The organism is Limosilactobacillus reuteri (assembly GCF_013694365.1).
Lineage (GTDB): Bacteria > Bacillota > Bacilli > Lactobacillales > Lactobacillaceae > Limosilactobacillus > Limosilactobacillus reuteri_E.
Genome location: NZ_CP059275.1, coordinates 1,422,662 through 1,444,723, shown reverse-complemented (window position 1 = coordinate 1,444,723; position 22,062 = coordinate 1,422,662). Strand labels below are relative to the sequence as shown.

Sequence of the window (22,062 nt, the reverse complement as noted above, 5' to 3'; positions counted from 1 at the left end):
GACTCAAATAAATAATACTGACCAATTGATTATTGGTTGATGGAGCTGTGATATCTCTTGGTAGAAGGCCTTACGATAGATATCCATTGACGAATAATTGGAGCAGTACAAGGAATAATTCCGATTAACACGGCCACAAGTAGACCAATGGGACAACTTTTTAAGGCACTAACCCACTAAAACTGTATATTTAAAGGCTACCTATGAAAACTTGACAGATACCTTTTATAATTTTCGTAGCCAAGAAAATAATGATTTTTGGTTAAATGCGGGCGTGCCGTGCGTCAGAATATGATAGCCATCAGTGACATTTAATTTGCCAGCATGATTAATGAAATCTTGCTGATAATTACCTGTTTCACTCCAGCCGGTGCTAAAAGGTGCCACTTCACCGTTAAAGCTCTGCAATTGTTGTAATAAAGATAAGATGGGAGAAGCAACTTTTTCATTCCAAACTGGTCCGCCTATTAAAAGCAAATCATAATAAGCCAAGTTAGGTACGTCCGTCACTAACTTGGGTAAATCATGATTTTTACGTTGCTGTTGATAAATTCTTCCTGTTTCCTGCATATCAAGCGGAAAGACATTAGCAGCAACTTTAACCCGAACAATATCAGCACTCGTTGCTTCATGAATTTGGCCAGCTAACTTAGCCGTGTTGCCAAATTGTGAATAGTATAAAATCAATGCTTGCCTTGCCATTTAGGATTCTTGAATTTCTTCATTAACAAATTGTAAAAATTTCTTGATAGCTGGTGAAAGGACGGTATTCTTACGCCAAGCTAGGACATCCCCAGTCGATTTATTAGGGGGAAGCGGGACAAAAGCTAAGTCTGGATCATGAAAATTATCGTAGACTCCTTTAACCGTTAAGACATAGTAATTGCTGTTTCTTAATAGTGCAATGGTATTTCCTGGCAAGCTAGTAGTTGCACGAACATTTAACCGCGTTTGGTTAAGTTTTAAAATATCGCTAACTTCATCCCGAACAATGCTACGATGAGGAAGGATTAAGGGAAGCTTGTAAAGATCTTTTTTTGTGACAGTTGAATGCTTGGCAATAGGTGCATCTTTAAGCATTATCAGTCCCCATTTTTCACGAACGGGTAATTCGAGGAAGTTATACTTAGCGGCTTCAACCGGTTCTAATAAGCACACAAGATCATCCAATCCTTCATCTAATTGGCGTCGAAGGACATCACCATCACCGTCAGATAAATTAAAGATAACATTAGGATAAAGTTTTTGAAATTCAGCGATTAATTTTGTGATATATGAGGAGACGCTTGAGACAGCTGAACCAAGGTTAATTTCACCAGTTAACTCTTCTTCGTGCTGGTGGAGTTCATTTTCTGTTTGATGTAATAATTGTACTATTGTCGTTGCTCGCTGTTGGAAAATGATACCGGCCTTGGTTAATTGCAACCGCCGATTTTCACGATCAAAAAGCTTCACGTCCAGTTCTGCTTCTAAATCCATAATTTGTCGTGATAAGGTCGGCTGCGTAATATGCAATTGTTCCGCAGCTTTAGTGATATTATTAGTTTGAGCAACAGCTAAAAAGTATTTTAATACACGGGTATCCATCTAAATTGCATTTAAGATCTTTTGTTGAGTTTGTTGCCCTAATTTTACGAACTGTTCTTTTTTCTTATCGTCCATCCGGTATTCAGGAGTACTAATACTAAATGCGCCAAAAGTATGACCATTTTTTACTAAGGCAAAGCCGAGGCAGTAGACCCCTGGCTGATTTTCAACATCGTCAATTGAATATCCCTGCGCCCTTGTTTCATTGAGATTAGTTAGCAGTGCTTGTTCATTATCGATTGTCTTTGCGGTTAGCTTTTCAAAAGTGATGCCCGTTAAGTATTCGGATAATTGTTTGTCGTTATAAGTAGCTAACACCGCTTTCCCCATTGCAGAAGAGTACATGTGCATCTTACCGCCAATATACGATACCAGTTTGATACTATTAGTGCTTTCCAGCTTTGAGAGAAGGACGACACTTTTACTCTCGATAATACCAAGATTAACCGTTTCATTGGTTGCGTCACGAAGCTCCTTTAAATATGGTTTAGCAATTTCTTCTATATTGAAAGAATTATTAACTGCTTGCGCATACTGAAGAAAAATCGTCCCTAAGTAGTAGTGCTTATCTTCTCCTTCTACCCGAACATATCCGCAGTATTCTAAAGTTTTTAGTATTTTATAGATTGTGGGCTTTGAAATATCAAGTTGTTCATCTAATTCACGGAGGGTCGGCGCTTCGGAAGCACTTGCGATATAATCAAGAATCTGGCGTGCTTTTAATAACACAGCACCGTATAATTTATTTTCCATTTATCGAACCAAATATCCGCCGTCGACCGGCATGATCGTCCCATTAACATAATTAGCAGCATCACTTGCCAAGAACACTGCAACACCCATTAATTCATGCGGTTCAGCCCAGTGCCCAGCCGGAATTCGATCAAGGATTTCTTGATTTCGCGCTTTATCTGCTCGAATGGGTGCGGTATTAGCAGTCTTAATATAACCAGGAGCAATCGCATTAACTTGAACCCCATACGCTCCCATCTCACTAGCAAATGATTTTGTTAAACCTGCAACCCCGTGTTTAGATGCAGTATAGGATGGTATAAACTTTCCACCTTGGAAAGAAAGCATTGAACCAATGTTAATAATTTTCCCATGACCTTGTTTTGCGAAAACCTTTGCTGCGGCCATCGACATATGGTAAACAGCATTTAAGTTAATATTAATTACCGTGTCCCAGTCGGCGTCTTTTGATTCTAGAATTGGATTTCGTTTAATCATTCCCGCATTATTAATCAAAATATCAAGATGTCCAAACGTCTTAATTGCTTGGTCAACAACCTTTTGTGCAACACCCGGCTTAGTTAAGTCAACCTGCATAAAGTCAACCTTGCGACCACGCTTTTCAATCATCTCGCGGGTAGCGTCCCAGCCTTGCGTACCATGTGTTGGAATAAAAATATCAGCACCGGCTTCAGCTAAGGCAACAGCATAGCCTTGACCTAAACCAGTATTCCCGCCAGTAATAATTGCAACCTTACCGCTTAAGTCAAATGCAGACATCTTAAACTTGTCAAGGGCTGCTTCATTTTGTTTGATTTCTTCTTGTGATTGAGCCATTTATCTTAAATCATGCATGTCAACCATATCCATATCATCATATGTTTGATTTTCACCACACATTGCCCAGATAAATGAGTAACTGGTGGGCCCTACACCACAATGAATCGACCAGCTAGGGTTTACTACTGCTTGTTCAGGCTCTAACACAATATGTTTGCTTTCATCCGGCTTGCCCATGAAATGGAAAACGCGGGTATCCTTAGAGCCAAATTCACAGTACATGTACGTTTCCATCCGACGTGCATGAGTATGACACGGCATTGTGTTCCAACCATTACCAGGTTCGAGCACTGTATAGCCCATTTGCAACTACTGTAGGGCTTTTATAATTGCCTTGGATTTTTTCTCAGCTTGATGAAATACTGCTAGTGCTGAATCTAATTGATTCTCCTTTGTCGCCTCAAAAGTTGCAAAAGTAAAGGGTTTGAGTTGATTGATAAAGCTAATATATCGATCAACATCGATGATTCCAGAACCAAATGGAACCGTTACTTTTTGGCCATTAATAAAATCAACATCTTTTAAATGAAAGGTACAGATTTGCGGGCCGTATAATCGAGCTGCCTCGCTTAAGATGGTGCCCTGATCTTTATAGTTATCCTTTGAAATAAGGTTGGCAAGGTCAAAAATTACAAATAGGTTTGGGCTGTCTACTGCGTCTAGAACTCGGCGAACTGCGTAATTATCATAAAGGGGATGATTTATCCCTGGTTCAATTGCAAATAAAGCTCCTAACTTTTCTGCGGACGATTTACAAATATATTGATGCTTCAACTACGCAGTTACCCAGTCATATTGTTGCAAAAATAACGGTGATTTACTATCAGCTTTTGTTACTTCATTATTTTCTTTTGCAAGTCGTAATTTGTAATTAGAGTCTAGTGCAAGTAATAACTCACTAGATATTCCCATTACCTTCTCAATCCGCAACGCCACTACCTCATTCAAAAAACGTTTACGATTAAGAATATCAGAAATATTTTTTTGGCTGACGCTTAGCCGGTCTGCTAAGTCTGACTGAGTAATACTATAGTAATCCATTGTTTCTTTAATTAAATCAGCAGCAGAACTAAGGTGGTACTTTTTAATTCTATTTTCTCGATGTAGCATTTAAAATTGAAACTTATTTTCGTGCTTAGCAAACAAGGCGCTTGGCTTTTCATCAGGGAAAAAGTTAAAGTAGTTTAATGCATTATTGTAAGAAATATCTTGAACGATCTTACCGAGGTACTCTTTATCCTCTGGAGCTCGTCCCTGCTCAACCAAACTTCCGATAAAGTTACATAATACTCGACGGAAGTACTCATGGCGGGGATAAGAAAGGAAGCTTCGTGAATCTGTTAGCATTCCGACAAAATTAGGCAAAAGGCTTTGTTGGGCAAATGTCCGTAATTGTTGCTGCATCCCTTCAGCAGTATCATTGAACCACCATGCAGCACCTAACTGCATTCGTTGTTTACCACCTTCTTGGAAGCATCCCATTAACGTTACCAGTTGTAGCCAATCATTCGAGTTAAGGGAATAGAAAATAATCTTTGGCAAACTATCTTCATCCTTCATCTTAGTAAAAAGCTTTTGAATTTCTGCTACCATGTCTGGTTGTGTTCCCATTGCATCAAAACCAGTATCAGGGCCTATTTGATCAAACATCGGGTGATTGATGCTTCGTAAAACATTATTATGGAATTGCATTGTCCAATCATATTTTTTATTAAGCTTCATTAAGTTTTCAACAAGCATTGTAAGATATTGGTCACGCTCATGATCAGTTAATTGCTCGTTATTGATTGCTTTCTTAACAATTGAATCAAGTTCATCATCGGTTGCTTCGATAAAGTGGTACGTACTCAATGAATGATCAGACAAGCGCGCTCCCATTTTATTAAAGTAACCAAACCGTTGATCCATTGCTTTAATAATATCCTTAAATGAGTTGATTTTAACTCCAGATACCGCAGCTAATTCATTAAGATATTGACCGTATGTTGGCTTATCAATATAGATTAAATTATCAGGCCGCATTGCTGGTAATGTGCGGAAGCCATTTTCTCTTTCATCTTTTTTCAGTAATTTATGATAATGAAGGTCTGATGCTGGATCATCCGTTGTACATACAGCAACTACATGGGAAAGTTTGATAAGATTACGCGGTTTAAAGTCATCTGTTTGAAGGAGGGCATTAGCTTTCTTCCAGACTTCTGGCGCATTTTTACGAGTTAATGGTTCATCAATCCCGAAGAAGCGGCGTAATTCAAGGTGCGTCCATTCATAAACCGGGTTACCAACAGCCTTCTCAATTGTACCAGCCCATGCTAAGAACTTTTCATAGTCATCAGCATTACCAGTAATTAGTTCTTCAGGAACACCATTTGCTCGTTCCAACCGCCATTTATAATGGTCACCATAAGTACCATCATTAAGCCATAAACGAGTAATATTCTTATAATTCTTATTCTCATAAATTTCTTTCGGTACAAGGTGACAGTGATAGTCAATGATTGGCATATCTTTTGCATAATCAAAGAACAGCTTTCTACCCCATTCGTTAGTTAACAAAAAGTCTTTTCCTACTAGTGTCATTTATTTACCTCCGTTTGTTTTGCTGTTATCGTTATTTATATTAGGCCATACTTTTGCATATGGTTCCCCTGTTAATTCTTCAACAACCTCTTTTGTTTCAGGGGTTACATCCGCCTTTGAACCACCAGCTTGAAGCCGTTCAAGTTCAGCCTTTAATACATCATGCGTTTGACGATTAAGTTTGAATTTCATTGCAATTATTAATGCCCAGCCAATCAAAACAACAGGTCCAATGAAGAAAATTAGCATGATTCCAAGTTGAATACTTCGTGGGGTTGTATTGTAATTAATCATAGTTTTTGAGTTAAAACCGATTATCTCCAAAAGAATACCTGCAATCCAGGACGCAACCGCTCCAGTAGATTTACGGAAAAAGGTCATGACAGCTGCATAAATACCAGCACGATCTTGACGCGTCATAATCCGGTCAATATCAGGAATAAACGGGAAAACATTCCATGGCGTAAATTCCAAGATTGCACGTCCACATTGATAAACTAATGAAATAGCAATTAAAATTACAACCGGATTATTAACATCAAACATCCAAGTAAGAATATAACCAATCATTGTAAGAATAATCGTGGAATAACTTAGACCATAAAGAAACCTTGGTCCGCGTTTAATCATCATTCTAGTTGCGGCTAATGTAGCTAAAATACCAATAGCTGATAATGCTTGCAATGTCCATGGAAGGTCATCTTTTGCACCATTAATACAGCAAAGAATAAATGTTGGAAGCATTATTGAATAGAAATCTTTACCGGTAAATGAAAGTAAATAAATTGCCAAATGTTGTCTAAAAGATTTATTTTTAAACGTCGAGAAGTAATCCTCAACAGTATTTTTAAGAAATGTACCTAGGGGTAAGTCAGGCTTTGAATCGAGCTTTTTAACAAAGTCCTCTGTTAATGGTCGTTCCCAAGTACTACGATATGAAACAAAAATTGCAATGACAAAAATAATCGTCCAAATAATTCCTGTTACTAAATAAGCGTTAGGGTTTTGTGCATGTTTCAATGCTGCAAGAATAAAGAATACAAGTGCTGTACCAGTAGCTGAAATTACCATCCGTGATCCAGATAATACAGTACGTAAGTTGTAGTCTGTCGTCATTTCAGTTGGTAATGTTTCCCACGGAATTAAAATCATAGCGATGATCAATTCAATGGCAACATACACAATCAAGTAATAAATCCAATTGGTCGACTTTACCCAGAATAATGGAAATACGATGGCAAATAGGATTCCACCAATTAGAATGAAGAAGTGCCGACGACCAAATTTTTGTCCTAACTTATTTCGGTAGAAGCCATCGGTGATTGCCCCAAAGAATAGCGAAAAGATAGCATCAAAAATTCGTCCAATTCCCGTAATCGCTCCTGCAAGAGCGGGACTAATACCATTACTCATAACAAACACAAAGATAACTCCAGAAACGATGTTATTCCAACCACCGCCCATTAAGTCATTCATCCCAAAACCAATTCCACGCCAAACATTGATTTTCTTTGGTGTGTAAACCCAGCTAGTCTTACCTTTCTTTTTCATTCACAATCGATGAATAAATAAACTTAATAGTAATACCATTGCCAACCCTACAACTGAGTTAACTAATTCTAAAGCATCCCACGTTTTACTTATTTTCCTTTGTAATTGCTTCCCAAAGACCATTTACTTATTTTCCTTTGTAATTGCTTCCCAAAGACCATTCAAATAAGTAATTCCAAGTGCGCGATCATATAATCCATATCCTGGACGGCCTTCTTCGCCCCAAATGTCACGACCATGGTCTGGACGAATGTAACCATCAAAACCGGTATCATATAAAGCTTTCATGATTTCATACATATCTAATGAACCTTCTGAAGATAAGTGTGCTGACTCATGAAAATCACCATTACCCATAAACTTAATATTACGAGCGTGGATAAATGGTGCCCGATCTTTCTTGACAAATTCTCTAATGATAGCGGGAACATCATTATTAGGATTTTCGCCAAGACTTCCTGTACAGATCGTAAAGCCATTATATTTGGATTCATGCATTTGTTCGATTTTAAGCATGTCTTCTTGATTCTTATAAATTCGTGGTAAGCCAAATAATGGCATTGGCGGATCATCAGGGTGCATTGCCATTCGAACATCATACTGTTCACAGGTTGGAATAATCGCATCTAAGAAGTATTTAAGGTTTTCACGCAACTTCTGTTCATCAACATCCTTATAAGCTTCAAATAAACGTTTAACTTCTGCTAGCCGTTCTGGTTCCCAACCCGGAAGAACATAACCATTAGAATTCTTTTCTACCGATTTAATAATGTCTTCTGGTGACCCTTCAACGTATTTATGTTGAAACGCCATGTCCGTTGATCCATCAGGAAGCGGATAATGAAGGTCAGTCCGTACCCAGTCAAAAATTGGCATAAAGTTATAGCAAATGACTTTGATTCCATAGGCTGCCAAATTTTTAATTGTTTCCTTATAGTTTTCAATATATTTATCACGACTCGGTAATCCAATCTTTATATCATCATGAATATTAACCGATTCAATTACTTCAAGTTTTAACCCAGAATCTTCAACCTCTTTTTTTAGTGCTGCTATTCGTTCCTTTGGCCAAACTTCGCCAACCGGAATGTCAAACAACGCTCCTACTACTTGTGTTGTTCCTGGAATTTGACGAATATCTGACAATTTAATTGAATCATTGCCATCGCCATACCAGCGAAATCCCATATTTTTCATCTAATATTTTCCTTTTTCTTCAATGGTTCGATGAATGGTTTCCCGAACTGCTCCTGGCTCTGTAATCATCTGTTTGAAGTAATCCTCGATCTTATTTCCGAGACCGATTTCATAAAGATCATTACCAAAAATTGATTTGTTACTTAAAATTGGCTGTAATTTTTCATGGACATCGCTTTCTGAATCACCAATCTTAATATCCTTAACGTACTCATGTAACTGGTCATATAACGGATCTGGACTTGGAGTAAAGGCATTTCCATTATCATCAACTGCCATTAAGTAACGGCACCAGCCAGCAATGATCATTGGAATAAATTCAAGGTCTGCCGGATTAAGTTTCGGATTATCAACATAGTGCTGAAGGGTTACTCCATAACGAATACCAACTTTTTGCGACGTATCTGACGCGATCCGCTGTGGTGTATCAGGAATATTTTTATTCGGTAACCGCTTAGTAATTAAAGTACTAATAAATTCTTTGGGATTAATAATCTTCGGGTCTTTTACGACTGGTAAATCTTCACCATAACCGAGATTTTTAATCATTTTTAGAAGGTCGTCGTCCGCTGCTTCATCAGCAATTGAATGAAAGCCTAGCAAACAGCCAAAAATCGCTAGTGATGTGTGGAGAGGGTTAAGGCAAGCTGTAACTTTCATCTGGTCAGCATCATTAACAGTTTCGCGGTCAGTCATAAATACGCCAGCATCTTCAAGCTTTGGTCGCCCGTTTGGAAAACTGTCTTCAATTACGAGATAATGAGTTTCTTCGGTATTACCAAACGGTGCAATATTTATATGCTTATCAGTATGAACGATTGCCGCATCTTTAATCCCATCTTCAACTAACTCTTTCGATACTTTTTCAGACGGATTTGGTGTAATTCGGTCAATCATACTCCACGGAAATGATACTTGCTTAGGATCACCGAGGTACTCAAGGAATCCTTGGTCGGCGAAACCATTTTTCACCCAACCATTAGCGATAAGTTGGACTGCTTTTTCCAACCGTTTCCCATTTTGTGAGAAATTATCGGTACTGACCATGGCAATTGGTAATTTTCCTGCCTTATACCGTGATAGTAATAGATTGGCAATTATTCCCATGTTAGTAACCGCAGAATCCGGGTCATTACTAAGGTCATGTTCAGCTCCCTTAGTCAAGTTGCCGTTCATATCTTTTAAGGCATACCCTTTTTCCGTTATTGAAAATGTCGCTAATTGCAGTGTTGGTTTCTTAAAAATATCTTTTAGTTTTTCAAGTCCTGCTTTATTTTTACTATTGGCATAAATACTGTCAGTTACGCTCGCTACTAACTCCTTATCCAGGCCATCATTTTTCATCACAACTGATAAGAAGCGATTATTATAAGGCTTGTAGACTTCATTAATTACTTCATCGTCATAGGTGTCAGCAACAATAATTCCACTATCTAATTCGCCCTTATTAATTAAATCCTGAGCAATGACAGAATGAAAACATCTAAAGAGATTACCGCCACCAAAATGGACCCATACCGGATTCTCGTTAGTATGTTCAATTAATTTATCTTGCGCATACTTAGGAACCCGCACTCCAGCTTCCTCAAATGGTGTTGGATTGTTAAGATAGTCGTCAGTTAATTTCACCATTTAATCAATATTATCAAAATAATCTGGGAAAGACTTAATAAGCGACTCTTCTTCATCAAGCATTCGGTGCATGTGATTAGCTGTCAAACGGTCCGCCTCGTTAACGTCGTTTGTCTTAATAGCTTTATAAATTGCGATATGTTCCTCAATCAATCCTTGCCACGAAAGTTTTTGCACTTTTAACCGTAAAAACCGGAAACGATTAAACTGAATATTAATCTTTTTTAGCCAATCCCATACGCGTTGGTGATCGGTAAGCTTATAAAAGTACTCATGAAAGACATCGTCACTGTCTAAGAAGGCAGGGAAGTCATCACTTTCACGAGTTCTTTTTTCATTTTCAATAATTCGGTCGAGATAAGCTATTTGTTCTTCATTAAGTTTCAGTGTTGCAGCTTCTCGCATAATTCGCCGCTCAACACTAGCACGGACAAAGCGGGCATCTAAAACGTCTTTTAAATCAATCTTTGCAATATAAGTGCCTGATTGTGGGATTACATTGATAAGCTGCTCTTGACGTAATTGAAGTAACGCTTCTCTAACGGGAGTCCGGCCAATCTGAAGGTCTTCTTCGATTTTCTTTTCTGATATCTTCTGACCAGGTTCATATTCGGCATCGATAATCTTTTTTAAGATGATGTCATAAGCCTGTCCAGTTAAGTTATTTCGTGAGTAATTAGGCATTTACCTTGCAACCCTTGTACCGGCGCCACCTTGCATAACAGCTTCAACATCCTCTTTAGTTGAGATATTCAAGTCGCCAAGAACAGTTAGCTTAAGCACACTCGCCGCAATTGCATAGTCAATCGTTTCTTGTGGGTCATGATCATTCAAAATCCCGTGCATTAATCCTGCACCAAAGGCATCGCCACCAGCAACACCTTCAAGAACATCAATCTTATATGCTGGGCTTTCATAAATCTGTCCATCTTTTAACATCAAAGCCATCCACGTCGACTTATCAACAGATTGAATATTTCTTAATACACTTGCAACAACCTTCACATTAGGATATTGCTTAACAATTTCTTTCATTCCATGAATAAAGGTGTCTTTTTGATCAATTCCACGAGCCATGTCGCCATCAAAAGCATAAATGCCAAGACTTTGATCAAAATCTTCGTCATTTACTAAGCAAACAGTAAGATACGGCATTATTTTCCGCATATATGCTTGTGCTTCTTCTGGGGTCCAAAGCTTACCCCTGAAGTTTAAATCACAGGCTACTTTAATTCCATGTTCTTTGCAATACTCGCAAGCCGTTAAAATTGTTTTACGCATTTCATCGGAGAGAGCTGCTGTGATTCCACTGAAGTAAAAGTAATTCGCGCCCTTTAGCAATGTCGCCCAATCATATTCGTCAGCCTTTGACGTTGCAAAAGAACTACCCGCACGATCATAGGTGACCTTGGTTGAACGCACACTAGCCCCTTTTTCAAAAAAGTAAATTCCAAGACGTGGGCCACCATATTGCAGTAATGAGGTGTCCACACCATATTCACGTAATTTATCAGTGGCAGCTTTCCCTAATACATTTTCAGGGAACTTTGATACAAAGGCTGCCTGGTCGCCAAATAGGCTTAATGAAACCGCAACGTTGGCTTCCGAACCACCATAATTTGCATCGAACCTATCTGCTTGCAGCATCCGTTTCTTATCAGTTGGTTTGAGACGCATCATCATTTCGCCAAAAGTTACAATTTTACTCATCTATTCAGTAACGCCAGTCTTAAAAATTGCAATCCCGTGAACATTATATTTTTCATTATTAGTTTTTTTACCACTTGCAACATCAATGATAAATTGGATAAATTCATCTGCTAAATCATCCATTGATTCATTCATTAATCGTCCTGCGTCAAAATCAATCCACCGTGGTTTTAAGTTAGCAATATAAGAATTAGAAGATACTTTTACTGTTGGGACATAAGTAGCAAATGGCGTTCCCCGTCCAGTTGTAAATAGAACCATTTGACAGTCTGCCGATGCTTCGGCTGAAGAAGAAACGAGGTCGTTACCGGGTGCCTGCAATAGGTTCAATCCCTTTGTCTTCAACTTATCGCCATATTGCAGGACATCATTAACTGCTGATGAGCCTGATTTTTGTGTGCAACCCAATGATTTATCTTCAAGTGTAGAAATTCCGCCAGCTTTATTACCTGGTGAGGGATTTTCATAGATTGGCTGGTGAAAGCTCTCAAAGTAAGCCTTGAAGTTATTAATCAAGTTGACAATTTTATCAAAAGTTGCTTTATCACGTGCACGTGACATTAGAATCTGTTCTGCACCAAACATTTCTGGAACTTCTGATAAAACGGTCGTTCCTCCCTGCGCATCAACAAAATCCGAAAGTCTTCCCAGCAATGGATTAGCAGTAACACCAGATAACCCGTCCGAACCACCGCACTTTAAGCCAATCTTTAATTCGCTCAATGGCTGTGGTGTCCGCCGATCGTCTTCTACCGCGTTATTTAATTCTTCCAGCATCGCTAACCCATCAGCAAGTTCATCGTCGCTATCAACAGATGAAAGGAACTTTATTCGTTGGGTATTAATTGGTCCACCTGCCGCAACTAGTGCCTGCTTCATTTTTTCTAACTCGCTATCGTCAGCACAATCTAATCCACATATAAGTACTGCACCAGCATTAGGTTGGAGAGCAGCATCAACAAGAATCTTACGAGCATGCTCATAATTATCTTCAGGCGTATCAAAACCGTATGTGTGTTTTAACGGAATTACATTATCAAAATTACCATTATCAGGGTGTAAGGCTTTAAACTGCTCGACTAGCGGATCGAGGGTTTCACTAACAGAACCGACAACAGGAATAATATATAAATCATTCCGAATACCTACCTTACCATTGGGGCGCTTGTAGCCCATAAAAGTCCGCTTATCTTTTTTCGCTCTAGACTCTATTTCAATTGGATGATAGTGATACTGTAATTCACCTGATAAATTGGTCGCAATATTGTTAACGTGAACATGGCCACCACGCTTAATAGCCTTTGTTGCATGACCAATCGGATACCCGTATTTAATAATATCTTCGCCTTCAGCAATATCTTCTAATGCTATTTTATGTCCACGCGTAATGTCTTCCAGAACGGTAACATTGCCATGATTTTTAGTCTTTAGCACTGCCCCTTTTTTGATATCTTGAAGGGCAACAGCGACAATATCGTGGTCGTCTAAAATAATGAAATTGTTCATTTAGTTATTAGCTTCCTTTTGAATCCGTTCAAATTCGGCATGGAATTTTTGAGCGTTTTCTTTAACTTGATCATAGTCGCCATCAGCACCAGGACCAACCAAACTACCACCGGCACCAACAACAAAGGCACCAGCATTAAACCAATCGGCCATATTCTCTAAGGAAACACCACCGCTAGGCATAATATTGGCTTGTGGGAATGGTCCTTGTAATTCCGGAATCATCTTTTGGGTAGCAATTGCTCCAGGGAAAATCTTGATAACATCAGCACCAGTTTCAAGAGCATGTTGCACTTCTGTCGGGGTAAAGCATCCAGGCATGTAAGGGATACAGTAGAGGTTACAAATGTCAGCAACCTCAGGATTATATGAAGGACTAACGATAAACTTAGCACCAGCAACCATTGCCATCCGGGCGGTAGCTGGGTCAAGAACAGTTCCTGCACCAACAACTACTGATGGATCATCAGCATATTCTTCGCTTAAATGTTTGATTGTAACGTCGGCATTTGGTGAGGTGAAAGCTAATTCAATTGCCTTAACGCCCCCTTCAATACTTGCCTTTGAAATCTTGTAAGAATTTTCTTCGCTACGACCACGAACAACCGCTACAACACCTGCATTTTTTACGGCTTCTAATGCTTCAAATTTTGGTAACATTTATGATAAATGAATTTCGTACTGATAAACTTGTGAACTATTAGCTGCTAAGAACAGATTGCCCTCTTTTTTCATCCAATCAACCGGCTCCCCTAGTACATCTGGCAATCCAATAAATGGTTCAATACACAAGAATGTGCAATCCTTATCTTCCTTAGTCCATAAACAAATATTCTTAAATTGATCAACATCTAATTGAATTTGGTGACTAGTTAGAGGTGAAAAGAGACGAACGCTTTGCACTCCTGAATCAGTAATGATTCGTAATCCTGGTTTAAACGTTTCATAGTTAAGTTCAAATAGGTTGCCATTTGAATTAGTTAACGGTTCCTCTTTCCCCGTCCGATACGGAGCAGGTGTCTTTACAATTTTATAGACATTTAACGGGTCTTTTATACCATTAAATTCCACTCTGTAATTGTCAAAATTACCAACGCCATTAATTGGAACATTAAATGCTGGATGAGAGCCAAGTGAAAATGGTATGACATTATCCGAATGATTACTAACATTGAAACTAAGAGAAAGACCCGTGCTAAGTAGCGTAAACGTAATCTTAAGTTCAAAATCAAACGGATACATTCCTTTAGTTCGATCATTGGCACGAAGACTTAAAGTAAGAATATTAGGTTCATGTGAGATAACCGAAAAGTCTTCATCCGCCACGAAACCATGTTGAGGCATGGAATAAGTTTGTCCATTTAATACATACTCATCCTTATTTGACCGCCCGATTGCTGGAAATAGGACAGGAGCATGCTTACCCCATTCTTTGCCATTCCAGATATAATCAAAGCCGACTTTTTTATTATAGAGGTGAGTTAATTGTGCCCCATGCTCATCAATTTCAGCACGAAACTCTTTATTTTCAATAATTTGCATCTATTCGGTAACACCAATCTTAAAGATCGCTAAGCCATGAAGACCCGATTTCTCATTACTAGTTTTTTCACCGTTTGCAACATTCAAGATAAAGTTAATAAATTCTTCACTGCCATGTAAAATTTTGGCGGCCTTTTCACCATCAAAATCAATCCAGCGTTTTTTCTCTTTTGCTAGCGCTGAGTTAGAGGCAACCTTAATCGTTGGAACATAGGTAGAATATGGAGTTCCTTTGCCGGTACTGACAATAACCATTTGACAGTCAGCAGAAGCTTCTGCCGAAGAATCAATCAGGTCATTATTAGGACTTTCAATTAGGTTAATCCCGTTCCTGGTTAATTTATGCCCATATGGTAAAGCATCATTCACCTCACCGTTACCAGCAAGTCGAAGAAGCGTTAAGGCTCGTTCTTCGGCTGTTGAGATGCCAATCTTATCCTCTGCTGCACTTGGTACTTTATGCATAACCGAATCAAAATGTTCATAATACTGCTTAAAGTTGTCAAAAATTGTTGTTACTTTATTAGCCGTGTCATTATTCGGTGTTCGTTCAACAATTTCTTGCTCGGCTCCTGATAATACCGGAATTTGCGTTAATGCTACTGCTCCTTTATTGGCAGTCAAATAGCTAGCTGCAGCAGCAATTAAGCGGTCAGCAGTGATTGCACTTAATCCATCAGGACGAACACTTTGCAAGCCGATTTTTAACTCACTTAATGGGACTGGTGTTCGCTTATCATTAGCTGCTGCTTCATTTAATTCTTCTAACATTTGCTGTGCATTAGCAAATTCATCCTTAACTTCTTGTGCAACTAAGAATTTCATCCGGTCTTTATCAATGCCTTCCATTTGTTCAATCTCAGCCTTCATCCCGTCCATCTGATTATTTTCACAGCCGAGACCAAATACCAATACACCACCAGCATTAGGATGTAGAACGGCATCACAAAGGATATGACGAGTTTGTTCAAAGTCGTCTCCCAACTGTGAACAACCATATGGATGCTTAAGAAGAATAATATTGTCAAATGACCCATTATCAGGATGCTTTGCCTTAAATTGTTGAACCATTACATCCATCAATGGTGTAATACAACCGACAGTTGGTACAATATAAAGATCATTGCGGATTCCGACTTTTCCATTTTTACGCCGGTATCCCATAAAAGTTTTCCGGTCAATATCAGGAATATCAACCTTTATATCTGCATTATTAACTACATTGGTGCTTTGATTTGTCACAAGATTATCCTTATTAATCAGAGCTCCAATAGCCACATTAACGGTTAAATGACCAATCACTTGACCGAATTTAATAATATTAGTGCCTTTTTGTAAATCATTTAAGGCCACCTTATTACCAACAGGAATATCATCCTGAATCGTAATTTTTTTATTATTAACTTCTATAATTGTTTGTGCAGGAATATCAACAGTAGCAAGGGCCACGTTATCGTTAGGATTTAAGATAAGTAGCTTTTCCATTTACTCCTCTGCATTAATTTCTTGAACAATCTCACGAGTTCCCTTTTTACCAATCTCGTTATAATACTTAGTAACTAGTTCTTCGAGACCAGGGATCTTTGTTAAGTCCTCACCCCAAAAGTCTGGATTAGAAAGAGCAGCATGGATATAATCATCAGTTCCCTTAATCTTGGCAAAGCCCTCGACAATATCCGCCGTATCATTAATTTCAAACTCAGATTTACCGTTATAAATCCAAAGATAGGCTGCTAAAGCTAATGTCATCCGTTTTGGTAGTTCACCATACTTTTCGTAATAACGTTTATAGTTTGGAAGAAGCCGTGCGCGATACTTAGAAATACTATTTAATGCTAAGGCGCTTAGTTGGTGTTTAACATACGGATTCTCAAAACGTTCTTGAATTCCCTTGGCATAGCTCTCTAATTCTTCTTTTGGTAATGGAACAACTGGAATAATTTCTTTATGCATTTCATCGTCAATAAACTTATAGAAGTCCTTATCAGCCATTACCTGACCAACACTTTCTAATCCAGCTAGGCGACCAATTGGAGACATTGTTGTATGAGGTCCATTAAGGATAGATACCTTTCGATTACGATATGGTTGCATATCATCGGTAACCACAAGATTAATGCCAGCTTCCTTAAGTGGCAAAACTTTTTCAATATCTTTGTTACCTTCAATTACAAAAATTAAGAACGGCTCAGTCTTAACCATATTTTGATCTTTATAACCCCACTCTTTTTCTAAGTCAGCAGCACGATCACGTGGATAGCCAGGAACAATCCGATCAACTAATGTGGAGTAAAATTCATTATCATTATTAATCCAATCAACAAAGTCCTGTCCGAGATTCCATAAATCAGCATATTGTAAAATCGTCTTCTTCAATGCGTCACCATTGTGGTTGATCAACTCACATGGAATGATATGGAAACCTTTCTTACCGAGTTTAAATCGATGGTAAAGCAAAGCGGTTAACTTAGCAGGATATGAACTCTTTTCACCATTTTTAATTTTTTCAAGGGTATCATTCTTATCAAACGCAATTCCTGCTTCAGTGGTATTAGAAAAAATAACTTCAATGTTGTCATCTTCAGCAAGTGCTAGGTACTTATCATAATCAGTATATGGATTAACAGTTCCATTTACCGATTCAATGATTTCATGACTTTGGATCTTTTCACCATTTAAAATACCTTCAAGTAATACAGTATAAAGATCATCCTGCGCATCAAGTTCCTTTACACGCCCTGTTGGTAACGGCTGTACAATCTGGACACCGCCCTTAAACAATCCTTGCTTATTCATCTGCTGAATTTGCCAATCAATAAAGGCTCGTAAGAAGTTTCCTTCACCAAACTGAATTACTTTATTAGGATATTGTGGCAATTTACGAAAACTATTATTTAGACTTTCCATCTACTTATTTAACTGGTAATCAACTGTTTCTTTATTTTTATTTACAATATTTGTCATTTGGTAACTAAGGTCATGGCTATTAACGTTTTTCTTTGCGGTATAGATAGAACTTGCGCTAACACCGCCAACCAATAGAACAATAGCTATAACTACAACAATTAAGCTTTTAATTAAACTCATCTAGAAATTATATTTTTCTGCATATTTCTGTAATAAATCCATCATGGTCATTGTGATTGCTTGTCCCATTCGTTCCTCAGCATCGTTGCCAATCATTGCAAATGCGAGGTTGATTCGTTGATGATACGTACTAACTGCTATCTGAAACATTGGGTATCGCCGATAGGTTCCCAGCATTCGAAAGTCGGCAATATTACACTGATTGAATTTAAAGAGTTGGTCATTAATTATTCCAAAATTAGTATATGAAATGCTTCGTACATGATAGTTCTCTTCTACCGTTTGCTGCAATTCATCTAGCGAAGAGGTATCGTAATTATCGATTAATGACTTAACTGATTGAAAACACTGAAAATTATCTTTATTTTGTTGCATTGCTTGATGAACTGATTGCACTAAATCTTCAAATGGCGCTGTTAACTTTGACTTAACTGAAATATTATAGCGAGAAGTATGGTTCGCTATCCTTAACTGCTTTTGTCCGGAAATAAATTGTCGCATGTCTGTAGGGCAAGCTAATGAAATCATATCAGTATCCGAATAACGTTGGACAGCTTGCCCGAATGCGGCCATAAAGAGATCATTAAGTGTTACCCCTTCCCGGTGCGCAGCTTCTGCTAGCTTTTTACTATCAGCAACAGTTAAACTAATTGCAAATGTTCGGCGATGCTGCCTATTCACTTCGGCAAGTGCTGGTAAGCTTAACGGTTTTGCGGGATGGTCAATATTACGATTAGTTTTTACCGGATGTTGTTTTAAAAGTTTACGTAACCACTCGATATCTTGGTGGTTCTGGTAATTATCGACTGTTCCGGTATTATAAGCATGTGCTAATAAATATAGTAACTGTTTACTCCCCGCCCCATCGGTAAGAATATGACTAATAAAAATCGTTACCCGTTGCTTATTAAGATATATTCGTAATTGCGGGTCTGCAAAAAGATCCCACCGTCCAATATCAAGGTCAGGATCAATATCAGTAAACATTACTCCTTCTAAATCGTCGGTAACAGGAATGAAAGAATTATCGGCAAGCGAATATTTACAAAACAACTCGGGAATGACCTTGCTAGATAATATAATTGCCCGTTTAAAGCGACTAATATCAAAGTTACCATTTACAAAAAAGCTAATGCGAATAATTGGGTAAAGTTCTTTTAACCCAATGGTATGTAAAATATTTAATGGTTCTCCTGAATACTTCATTTAATATTGAAATGGATTTTCATGCTTTGCGAATAACTCCTCAGGTGTGGCATCATCAAAAAATCCAAAGTATTCATAAGCATTATTATAGGCAACATCTTGAACAATCTTACCAAGGTATTCTTTATCTTCAGGTGCCCGCCCTTGTTCAACCAAGCTACCAATAAAGTTACATAATACCCGCCGGAAATATTCATGCCGTGGATATGAAAGAAAGCTCCGTGAGTCTGTTAACATCCCGACAAAGTTTGGTAAAAGGCTTTGTTGAGCAAAATCACGTAATTGGGTAGTCATTCCCTCAGCAGTATCATTAAACCACCATGCAGCACCCAATTGCATTCGTTGCTTTCCACCTTCAAGGAAGCAACCCATTAAGGTTACTAATTGCATCCAATCATTTGGATTAAGGGAATAGAAGATCGTCTTAGGAATATCATTTGTATCACGCATCTTAGTGTAAAGCTTTTGCATGTGAGCAACAATATCTGGTTGAGTTCCCATTGCATCATATCCAGTATCTTGACCGAGTTGTTCAAACATTGGGTGGTTAAGGTCTCGAATAGAGTTAATGTGAAATTGCATCGTCCAGTTGTACTTAGTGTTCAACTTCATCATTTCTTCAAGGAACATCGTTAACCATTTGTCGTATTCAACACCGGTTACTTCTTCGTTTGCTTCAGCTTTCTTCATAATTGCATCAAGTTCTTCATTAGTAGCTTCAGCGTAATGATAAGTTAATAATGAATGATCAGATAACCGGCCACCCATTTCACTGAAGAATTGGAAACGTTGATCCATTGCGCGAATTAAATCACGGAATGAGTTAATTTCAACACCCGAGACTTTGCTAAGTTTTTTAATATATTCAGCAAAGGTTGGCTTATTAATTTGAATCAAATTATCTGGGCGCATAGCTGGGAGTGTCCGGAAGCCATTTTCCCGTTCATCCTTCTTCAAAAGTTTGTGATAATGAAGGTCAGATGCAGGATCATCGGTAGTGCAGACTGCCTTAACATTTGACAATTTGATAAGGTTACGTGGCTTGAAGTCTTCAGTTTGTAGTAATGCATTAGCCTTCTTCCAAACTTCCGGAGCATTCTTTCGCGTCAATGGTTTATCAATCCCAAAGAATCGCCGTAATTCAAGATGAGTCCATTCGTAAACCGGATTACCAACAGCCTTTTCGATCGTCCCTGCCCAGGCAAGGAACTTCTCATAATCATCACCGTCACCAGTAATTAATTCTTCTGGAACACCGTTAGCACGCATTAGACGCCATTTATAATGGTCACCATAGTGGTCTTCATTAATCCAAACTCGCGTGATATTGGTATAGTTTTTATTCTCGTAAATTTCTTCTGGATTTAAGTGACAGTGAAAGTCGATGATTGGCATGTCTTTAGCATAGTCAAAGAATAACTTTTTACCCCATTCATTAGTTAACAAAAAATCTTTATCAAGTAGTGTCATCTATTTAACATCCTCGTCACCAATAACACCATTTTCCCACTTACCATTATCAAGGTCGGTAGCGATTTGCTTAAACTTGCTATCACTGATCTTATACAAGAAACCAATGATAATTGCGGCCATGATTAAGCAAAAGCCAGGATAAAGGGTCATCGCTGCCTTAATTCCTTGAAGGGTCCGAGCAGTTTGGTGAGCATTGGCAACATAACCAGTAACGGCAAGGACACCAGCACTAACTAATGCCGCAATTGATTGAGCAATTTTCCGTGAGAAGTTAAAGGCAGCGTAAGTAATACCTTCTTTACGCATTCCTGTATGCCACTCACCATAATCAATCGCGTTAGAAACCATTGCCCAAGTAATACCATTAGGAATAGCCAAAGCCGTGTAACCGATTGTAACTAGTACGATAAAAGTAATCACATTTGTTGGTAAGAAGAAGTTTACGATATTAGCGATTGCACCAACAACGAATGACCACATTGCAGTCCGCTTTTGACCAAATTTCTTAGTTAAAGCAGGAATCATAAATACCCCAACAATTGAACATCCCATCATAACAGCATTGATAACCGGCTGTAAGCCAATATTACCTAAATTGTATTGAGCATAGAAAACCATCATTTGGTTATTAGTATTCATTGCTGAAATCGTGAACAATGTCATTAAAATTAAAGCGCCTAATGGACCATTGGTGAAAACTACCTTAATATAATCCTTGAATCCTTCACGCTTAGCATTCTTATCACGGTGAACTTTAACATTTTCTTTTGTGCCAAAGTAACAAACGGCAAACATTAGAACACCGATGATTGCAAAGACTGTAGCAGCAAAGAAATAACCGTGTAGTTGGTCTTTACTACTCATGCCGCCCCCAACCATTTCCATTAGCGGAATAAATGCAACACCAGCAATAAATTGGGCACCAACTGAACCAACTTGACGGGTAGTCGCCATGAAGCTCCGATCTTGCGGATTCCGCGACATAACAGACGCTAGCGACCCATATGGATCGTTAGTAAATGAGTAAACTACACCCCAAATCATATAAACCGCGTAGGCATAAATTATTTTTTGTGTTGTTGTTAGTCCCATCGGCATTGTAAATGTAACAACCGTCATAATTCCAAGAATAATTGCTGAAATCATCATTACTGGACGGAACTTCCCTCGCTTACCGATATTCTTTCGACCATCAACAAATGAGCCTGCGATTGGGTCCATAAAAGCATCAAAAATCTTTGTAAACGCAAAAATACCAGCAACTGCTCCAGCCCCAATACCCGCTGCGTCAATCCAAAACTTAGTTAAATAAGCCTGACCCAAGTCAAACATAAATCCATTACCAAAATCCCCAAAACCGTAAAAAATCTTTTGGTGAGTAGGAATTCGTTTGTTGAAGTTGTCAGTTTTCGCCACAGT

General features: G+C 38.4%; 22 protein-coding genes and 1 pseudogene. All 23 read right to left on the bottom strand.

Annotated elements, in window-relative coordinates; all coding sequences use genetic code 11:
* Positions 1 to 225 precede the first annotated feature (225 nt).
* Positions 226 to 702 (bottom strand): flavodoxin family protein, encoded by a 477-nt coding sequence (locus tag HHK02_RS08465; RefSeq protein WP_153709597.1) that lies wholly within the window; start codon positions 700 to 702, stop codon positions 226 to 228.
* Positions 703 to 1,587 carry a LysR family transcriptional regulator gene (locus tag HHK02_RS08460; RefSeq protein WP_152738078.1) on the bottom strand — a complete coding sequence of 295 codons (885 nt, stop codon included), beginning with the start codon at positions 1,585 to 1,587 and terminating at the stop codon, positions 703 to 705.
* The gene (locus HHK02_RS08455; RefSeq protein WP_087215103.1) at positions 1,588 to 2,340 is read right to left on the bottom strand and encodes an IclR family transcriptional regulator; all 753 of its coding nucleotides are present in this window, start codon (positions 2,338 to 2,340) and stop codon (positions 1,588 to 1,590) included.
* On the bottom strand, positions 2,341 to 3,156 hold the full coding sequence (gene kduD, locus HHK02_RS08450) for a 2-dehydro-3-deoxy-D-gluconate 5-dehydrogenase KduD (RefSeq protein ID WP_087215106.1): 816 nt from the start codon (positions 3,154 to 3,156) through the stop codon (positions 2,341 to 2,343).
* Positions 3,157 to 3,468 (bottom strand): annotated as a pseudogene (locus HHK02_RS08445) (5-deoxy-glucuronate isomerase); the annotation flags it as partial.
* Positions 3,469 to 3,933: a sugar phosphate isomerase/epimerase family protein gene (locus HHK02_RS08440; protein ID WP_181462293.1), complete on the bottom strand. Its 465-nt coding sequence runs from the start codon at positions 3,931 to 3,933 to the stop codon at positions 3,469 to 3,471.
* Entirely contained in the window at positions 3,934 to 4,269 is a 336-nt protein-coding gene (locus tag HHK02_RS08435; RefSeq protein WP_181462292.1) for a helix-turn-helix transcriptional regulator, read from the bottom strand.
* On the bottom strand, positions 4,270 to 5,739 hold the full coding sequence (gene uxaC / locus HHK02_RS08430) for a glucuronate isomerase (RefSeq protein ID WP_152738081.1): 1,470 nt from the start codon (positions 5,737 to 5,739) through the stop codon (positions 4,270 to 4,272).
* Entirely contained in the window at positions 5,740 to 7,290 is a 1,551-nt protein-coding gene (locus HHK02_RS08425) for an MFS transporter (protein ID WP_181462291.1), read from the bottom strand.
* Positions 7,291 to 7,413 (bottom strand): hypothetical protein, encoded by a 123-nt coding sequence (locus HHK02_RS12920; protein ID WP_269204210.1) that lies wholly within the window; start codon positions 7,411 to 7,413, stop codon positions 7,291 to 7,293. It abuts the gene before it with no gap.
* On the bottom strand, positions 7,414 to 8,487 hold the full coding sequence (gene uxuA, locus HHK02_RS08420; RefSeq protein ID WP_087215117.1) for a mannonate dehydratase: 1,074 nt from the start codon (positions 8,485 to 8,487) through the stop codon (positions 7,414 to 7,416).
* On the bottom strand, positions 8,488 to 10,119 hold the full coding sequence (locus HHK02_RS08415) for a mannitol dehydrogenase family protein (protein WP_181462290.1): 1,632 nt from the start codon (positions 10,117 to 10,119) through the stop codon (positions 8,488 to 8,490). It abuts the gene before it with no gap.
* Positions 10,120 to 10,803 (bottom strand): GntR family transcriptional regulator, encoded by a 684-nt coding sequence (locus HHK02_RS08410; RefSeq protein WP_087215123.1) that lies wholly within the window; start codon positions 10,801 to 10,803, stop codon positions 10,120 to 10,122.
* Complete coding sequence (locus HHK02_RS08405) at positions 10,804 to 11,829, bottom strand: sugar kinase (RefSeq protein WP_181462289.1); 1,026 nt, start codon at positions 11,827 to 11,829, stop codon at positions 10,804 to 10,806.
* A complete protein-coding gene (locus HHK02_RS08400) occupies positions 11,830 to 13,335 on the bottom strand; it encodes a UxaA family hydrolase (protein WP_181462288.1) in 1,506 nt (501 codons plus the stop codon).
* Positions 13,336 to 13,995 (bottom strand): bifunctional 2-keto-4-hydroxyglutarate aldolase/2-keto-3-deoxy-6-phosphogluconate aldolase, encoded by a 660-nt coding sequence (locus tag HHK02_RS08395; protein WP_087215131.1) that lies wholly within the window; start codon positions 13,993 to 13,995, stop codon positions 13,336 to 13,338.
* On the bottom strand, positions 13,996 to 14,877 hold the full coding sequence (locus HHK02_RS08390) for an aldose 1-epimerase family protein (protein ID WP_181462287.1): 882 nt from the start codon (positions 14,875 to 14,877) through the stop codon (positions 13,996 to 13,998).
* Positions 14,878 to 16,362, bottom strand: a complete 1,485-nt coding sequence (locus tag HHK02_RS08385; RefSeq protein ID WP_181462286.1) for a UxaA family hydrolase — start codon at positions 16,360 to 16,362, stop codon at positions 14,878 to 14,880.
* Positions 16,363 to 17,784, bottom strand: a complete 1,422-nt coding sequence (locus HHK02_RS08380) for a tagaturonate reductase (RefSeq protein WP_152738090.1) — start codon at positions 17,782 to 17,784, stop codon at positions 16,363 to 16,365. It abuts the gene before it with no gap.
* On the bottom strand, positions 17,785 to 17,964 hold the full coding sequence (locus HHK02_RS08375; RefSeq protein WP_087215141.1) for a hypothetical protein: 180 nt from the start codon (positions 17,962 to 17,964) through the stop codon (positions 17,785 to 17,787).
* Entirely contained in the window at positions 17,965 to 19,170 is a 1,206-nt protein-coding gene (locus HHK02_RS08370; RefSeq protein ID WP_181462285.1) for a condensation domain-containing protein, read from the bottom strand.
* Positions 19,171 to 20,640, bottom strand: coding sequence for a glucuronate isomerase (gene uxaC / locus HHK02_RS08365; RefSeq protein WP_087215147.1), 1,470 nt, complete (start codon positions 20,638 to 20,640; stop codon positions 19,171 to 19,173).
* Positions 20,641 to 22,059, bottom strand: a complete 1,419-nt coding sequence (locus HHK02_RS08360; protein WP_228340848.1) for a glycoside-pentoside-hexuronide (GPH):cation symporter — start codon at positions 22,057 to 22,059, stop codon at positions 20,641 to 20,643. It lies immediately after the preceding gene.
* Positions 22,060 to 22,062 lie beyond the last annotated feature (3 nt).

Coding starts and splice junctions, on each gene's coding strand:
- uxuA (WP_087215117.1), bottom strand. CDS start 8,487: ATGAAAAATATGGGATTTCGCTGGTATGGCGATGGCAATGATTCAATT.
- HHK02_RS08375 (WP_087215141.1), bottom strand. CDS start 17,964: ATGAGTTTAATTAAAAGCTTAATTGTTGTAGTTATAGCTATTGTTCTA.
- HHK02_RS08460 (WP_152738078.1), bottom strand. CDS start 1,587: ATGGATACCCGTGTATTAAAATACTTTTTAGCTGTTGCTCAAACTAAT.
- uxaC (WP_087215147.1), bottom strand. CDS start 20,640: ATGACACTACTTGATAAAGATTTTTTGTTAACTAATGAATGGGGTAAA.
- HHK02_RS08410 (WP_087215123.1), bottom strand. CDS start 10,803: ATGCCTAATTACTCACGAAATAACTTAACTGGACAGGCTTATGACATC.
- HHK02_RS08465 (WP_153709597.1), bottom strand. CDS start 702: ATGGCAAGGCAAGCATTGATTTTATACTATTCACAATTTGGCAACACG.
- HHK02_RS08405 (WP_181462289.1), bottom strand. CDS start 11,829: ATGAGTAAAATTGTAACTTTTGGCGAAATGATGATGCGTCTCAAACCA.
- HHK02_RS12920 (WP_269204210.1), bottom strand. CDS start 7,413: ATGGTCTTTGGGAAGCAATTACAAAGGAAAATAAGTAAAACGTGGGAT.
- HHK02_RS08380 (WP_152738090.1), bottom strand. CDS start 17,784: ATGGAAAGTCTAAATAATAGTTTTCGTAAATTGCCACAATATCCTAAT.
- HHK02_RS08435 (WP_181462292.1), bottom strand. CDS start 4,269: ATGCTACATCGAGAAAATAGAATTAAAAAGTACCACCTTAGTTCTGCT.
- HHK02_RS08370 (WP_181462285.1), bottom strand. CDS start 19,170: ATGAAGTATTCAGGAGAACCATTAAATATTTTACATACCATTGGGTTA.
- HHK02_RS08395 (WP_087215131.1), bottom strand. CDS start 13,995: ATGTTACCAAAATTTGAAGCATTAGAAGCCGTAAAAAATGCAGGTGTT.
- HHK02_RS08390 (WP_181462287.1), bottom strand. CDS start 14,877: ATGCAAATTATTGAAAATAAAGAGTTTCGTGCTGAAATTGATGAGCAT.
- kduD (WP_087215106.1), bottom strand. CDS start 3,156: ATGGCTCAATCACAAGAAGAAATCAAACAAAATGAAGCAGCCCTTGAC.
- HHK02_RS08425 (WP_181462291.1), bottom strand. CDS start 7,290: ATGAAAAAGAAAGGTAAGACTAGCTGGGTTTACACACCAAAGAAAATC.
- uxaC (WP_152738081.1), bottom strand. CDS start 5,739: ATGACACTAGTAGGAAAAGACTTTTTGTTAACTAACGAATGGGGTAGA.
- HHK02_RS08455 (WP_087215103.1), bottom strand. CDS start 2,340: ATGGAAAATAAATTATACGGTGCTGTGTTATTAAAAGCACGCCAGATT.
- HHK02_RS08415 (WP_181462290.1), bottom strand. CDS start 10,119: ATGGTGAAATTAACTGACGACTATCTTAACAATCCAACACCATTTGAG.
- HHK02_RS08400 (WP_181462288.1), bottom strand. CDS start 13,335: ATGAACAATTTCATTATTTTAGACGACCACGATATTGTCGCTGTTGCC.
- HHK02_RS08385 (WP_181462286.1), bottom strand. CDS start 16,362: ATGGAAAAGCTACTTATCTTAAATCCTAACGATAACGTGGCCCTTGCT.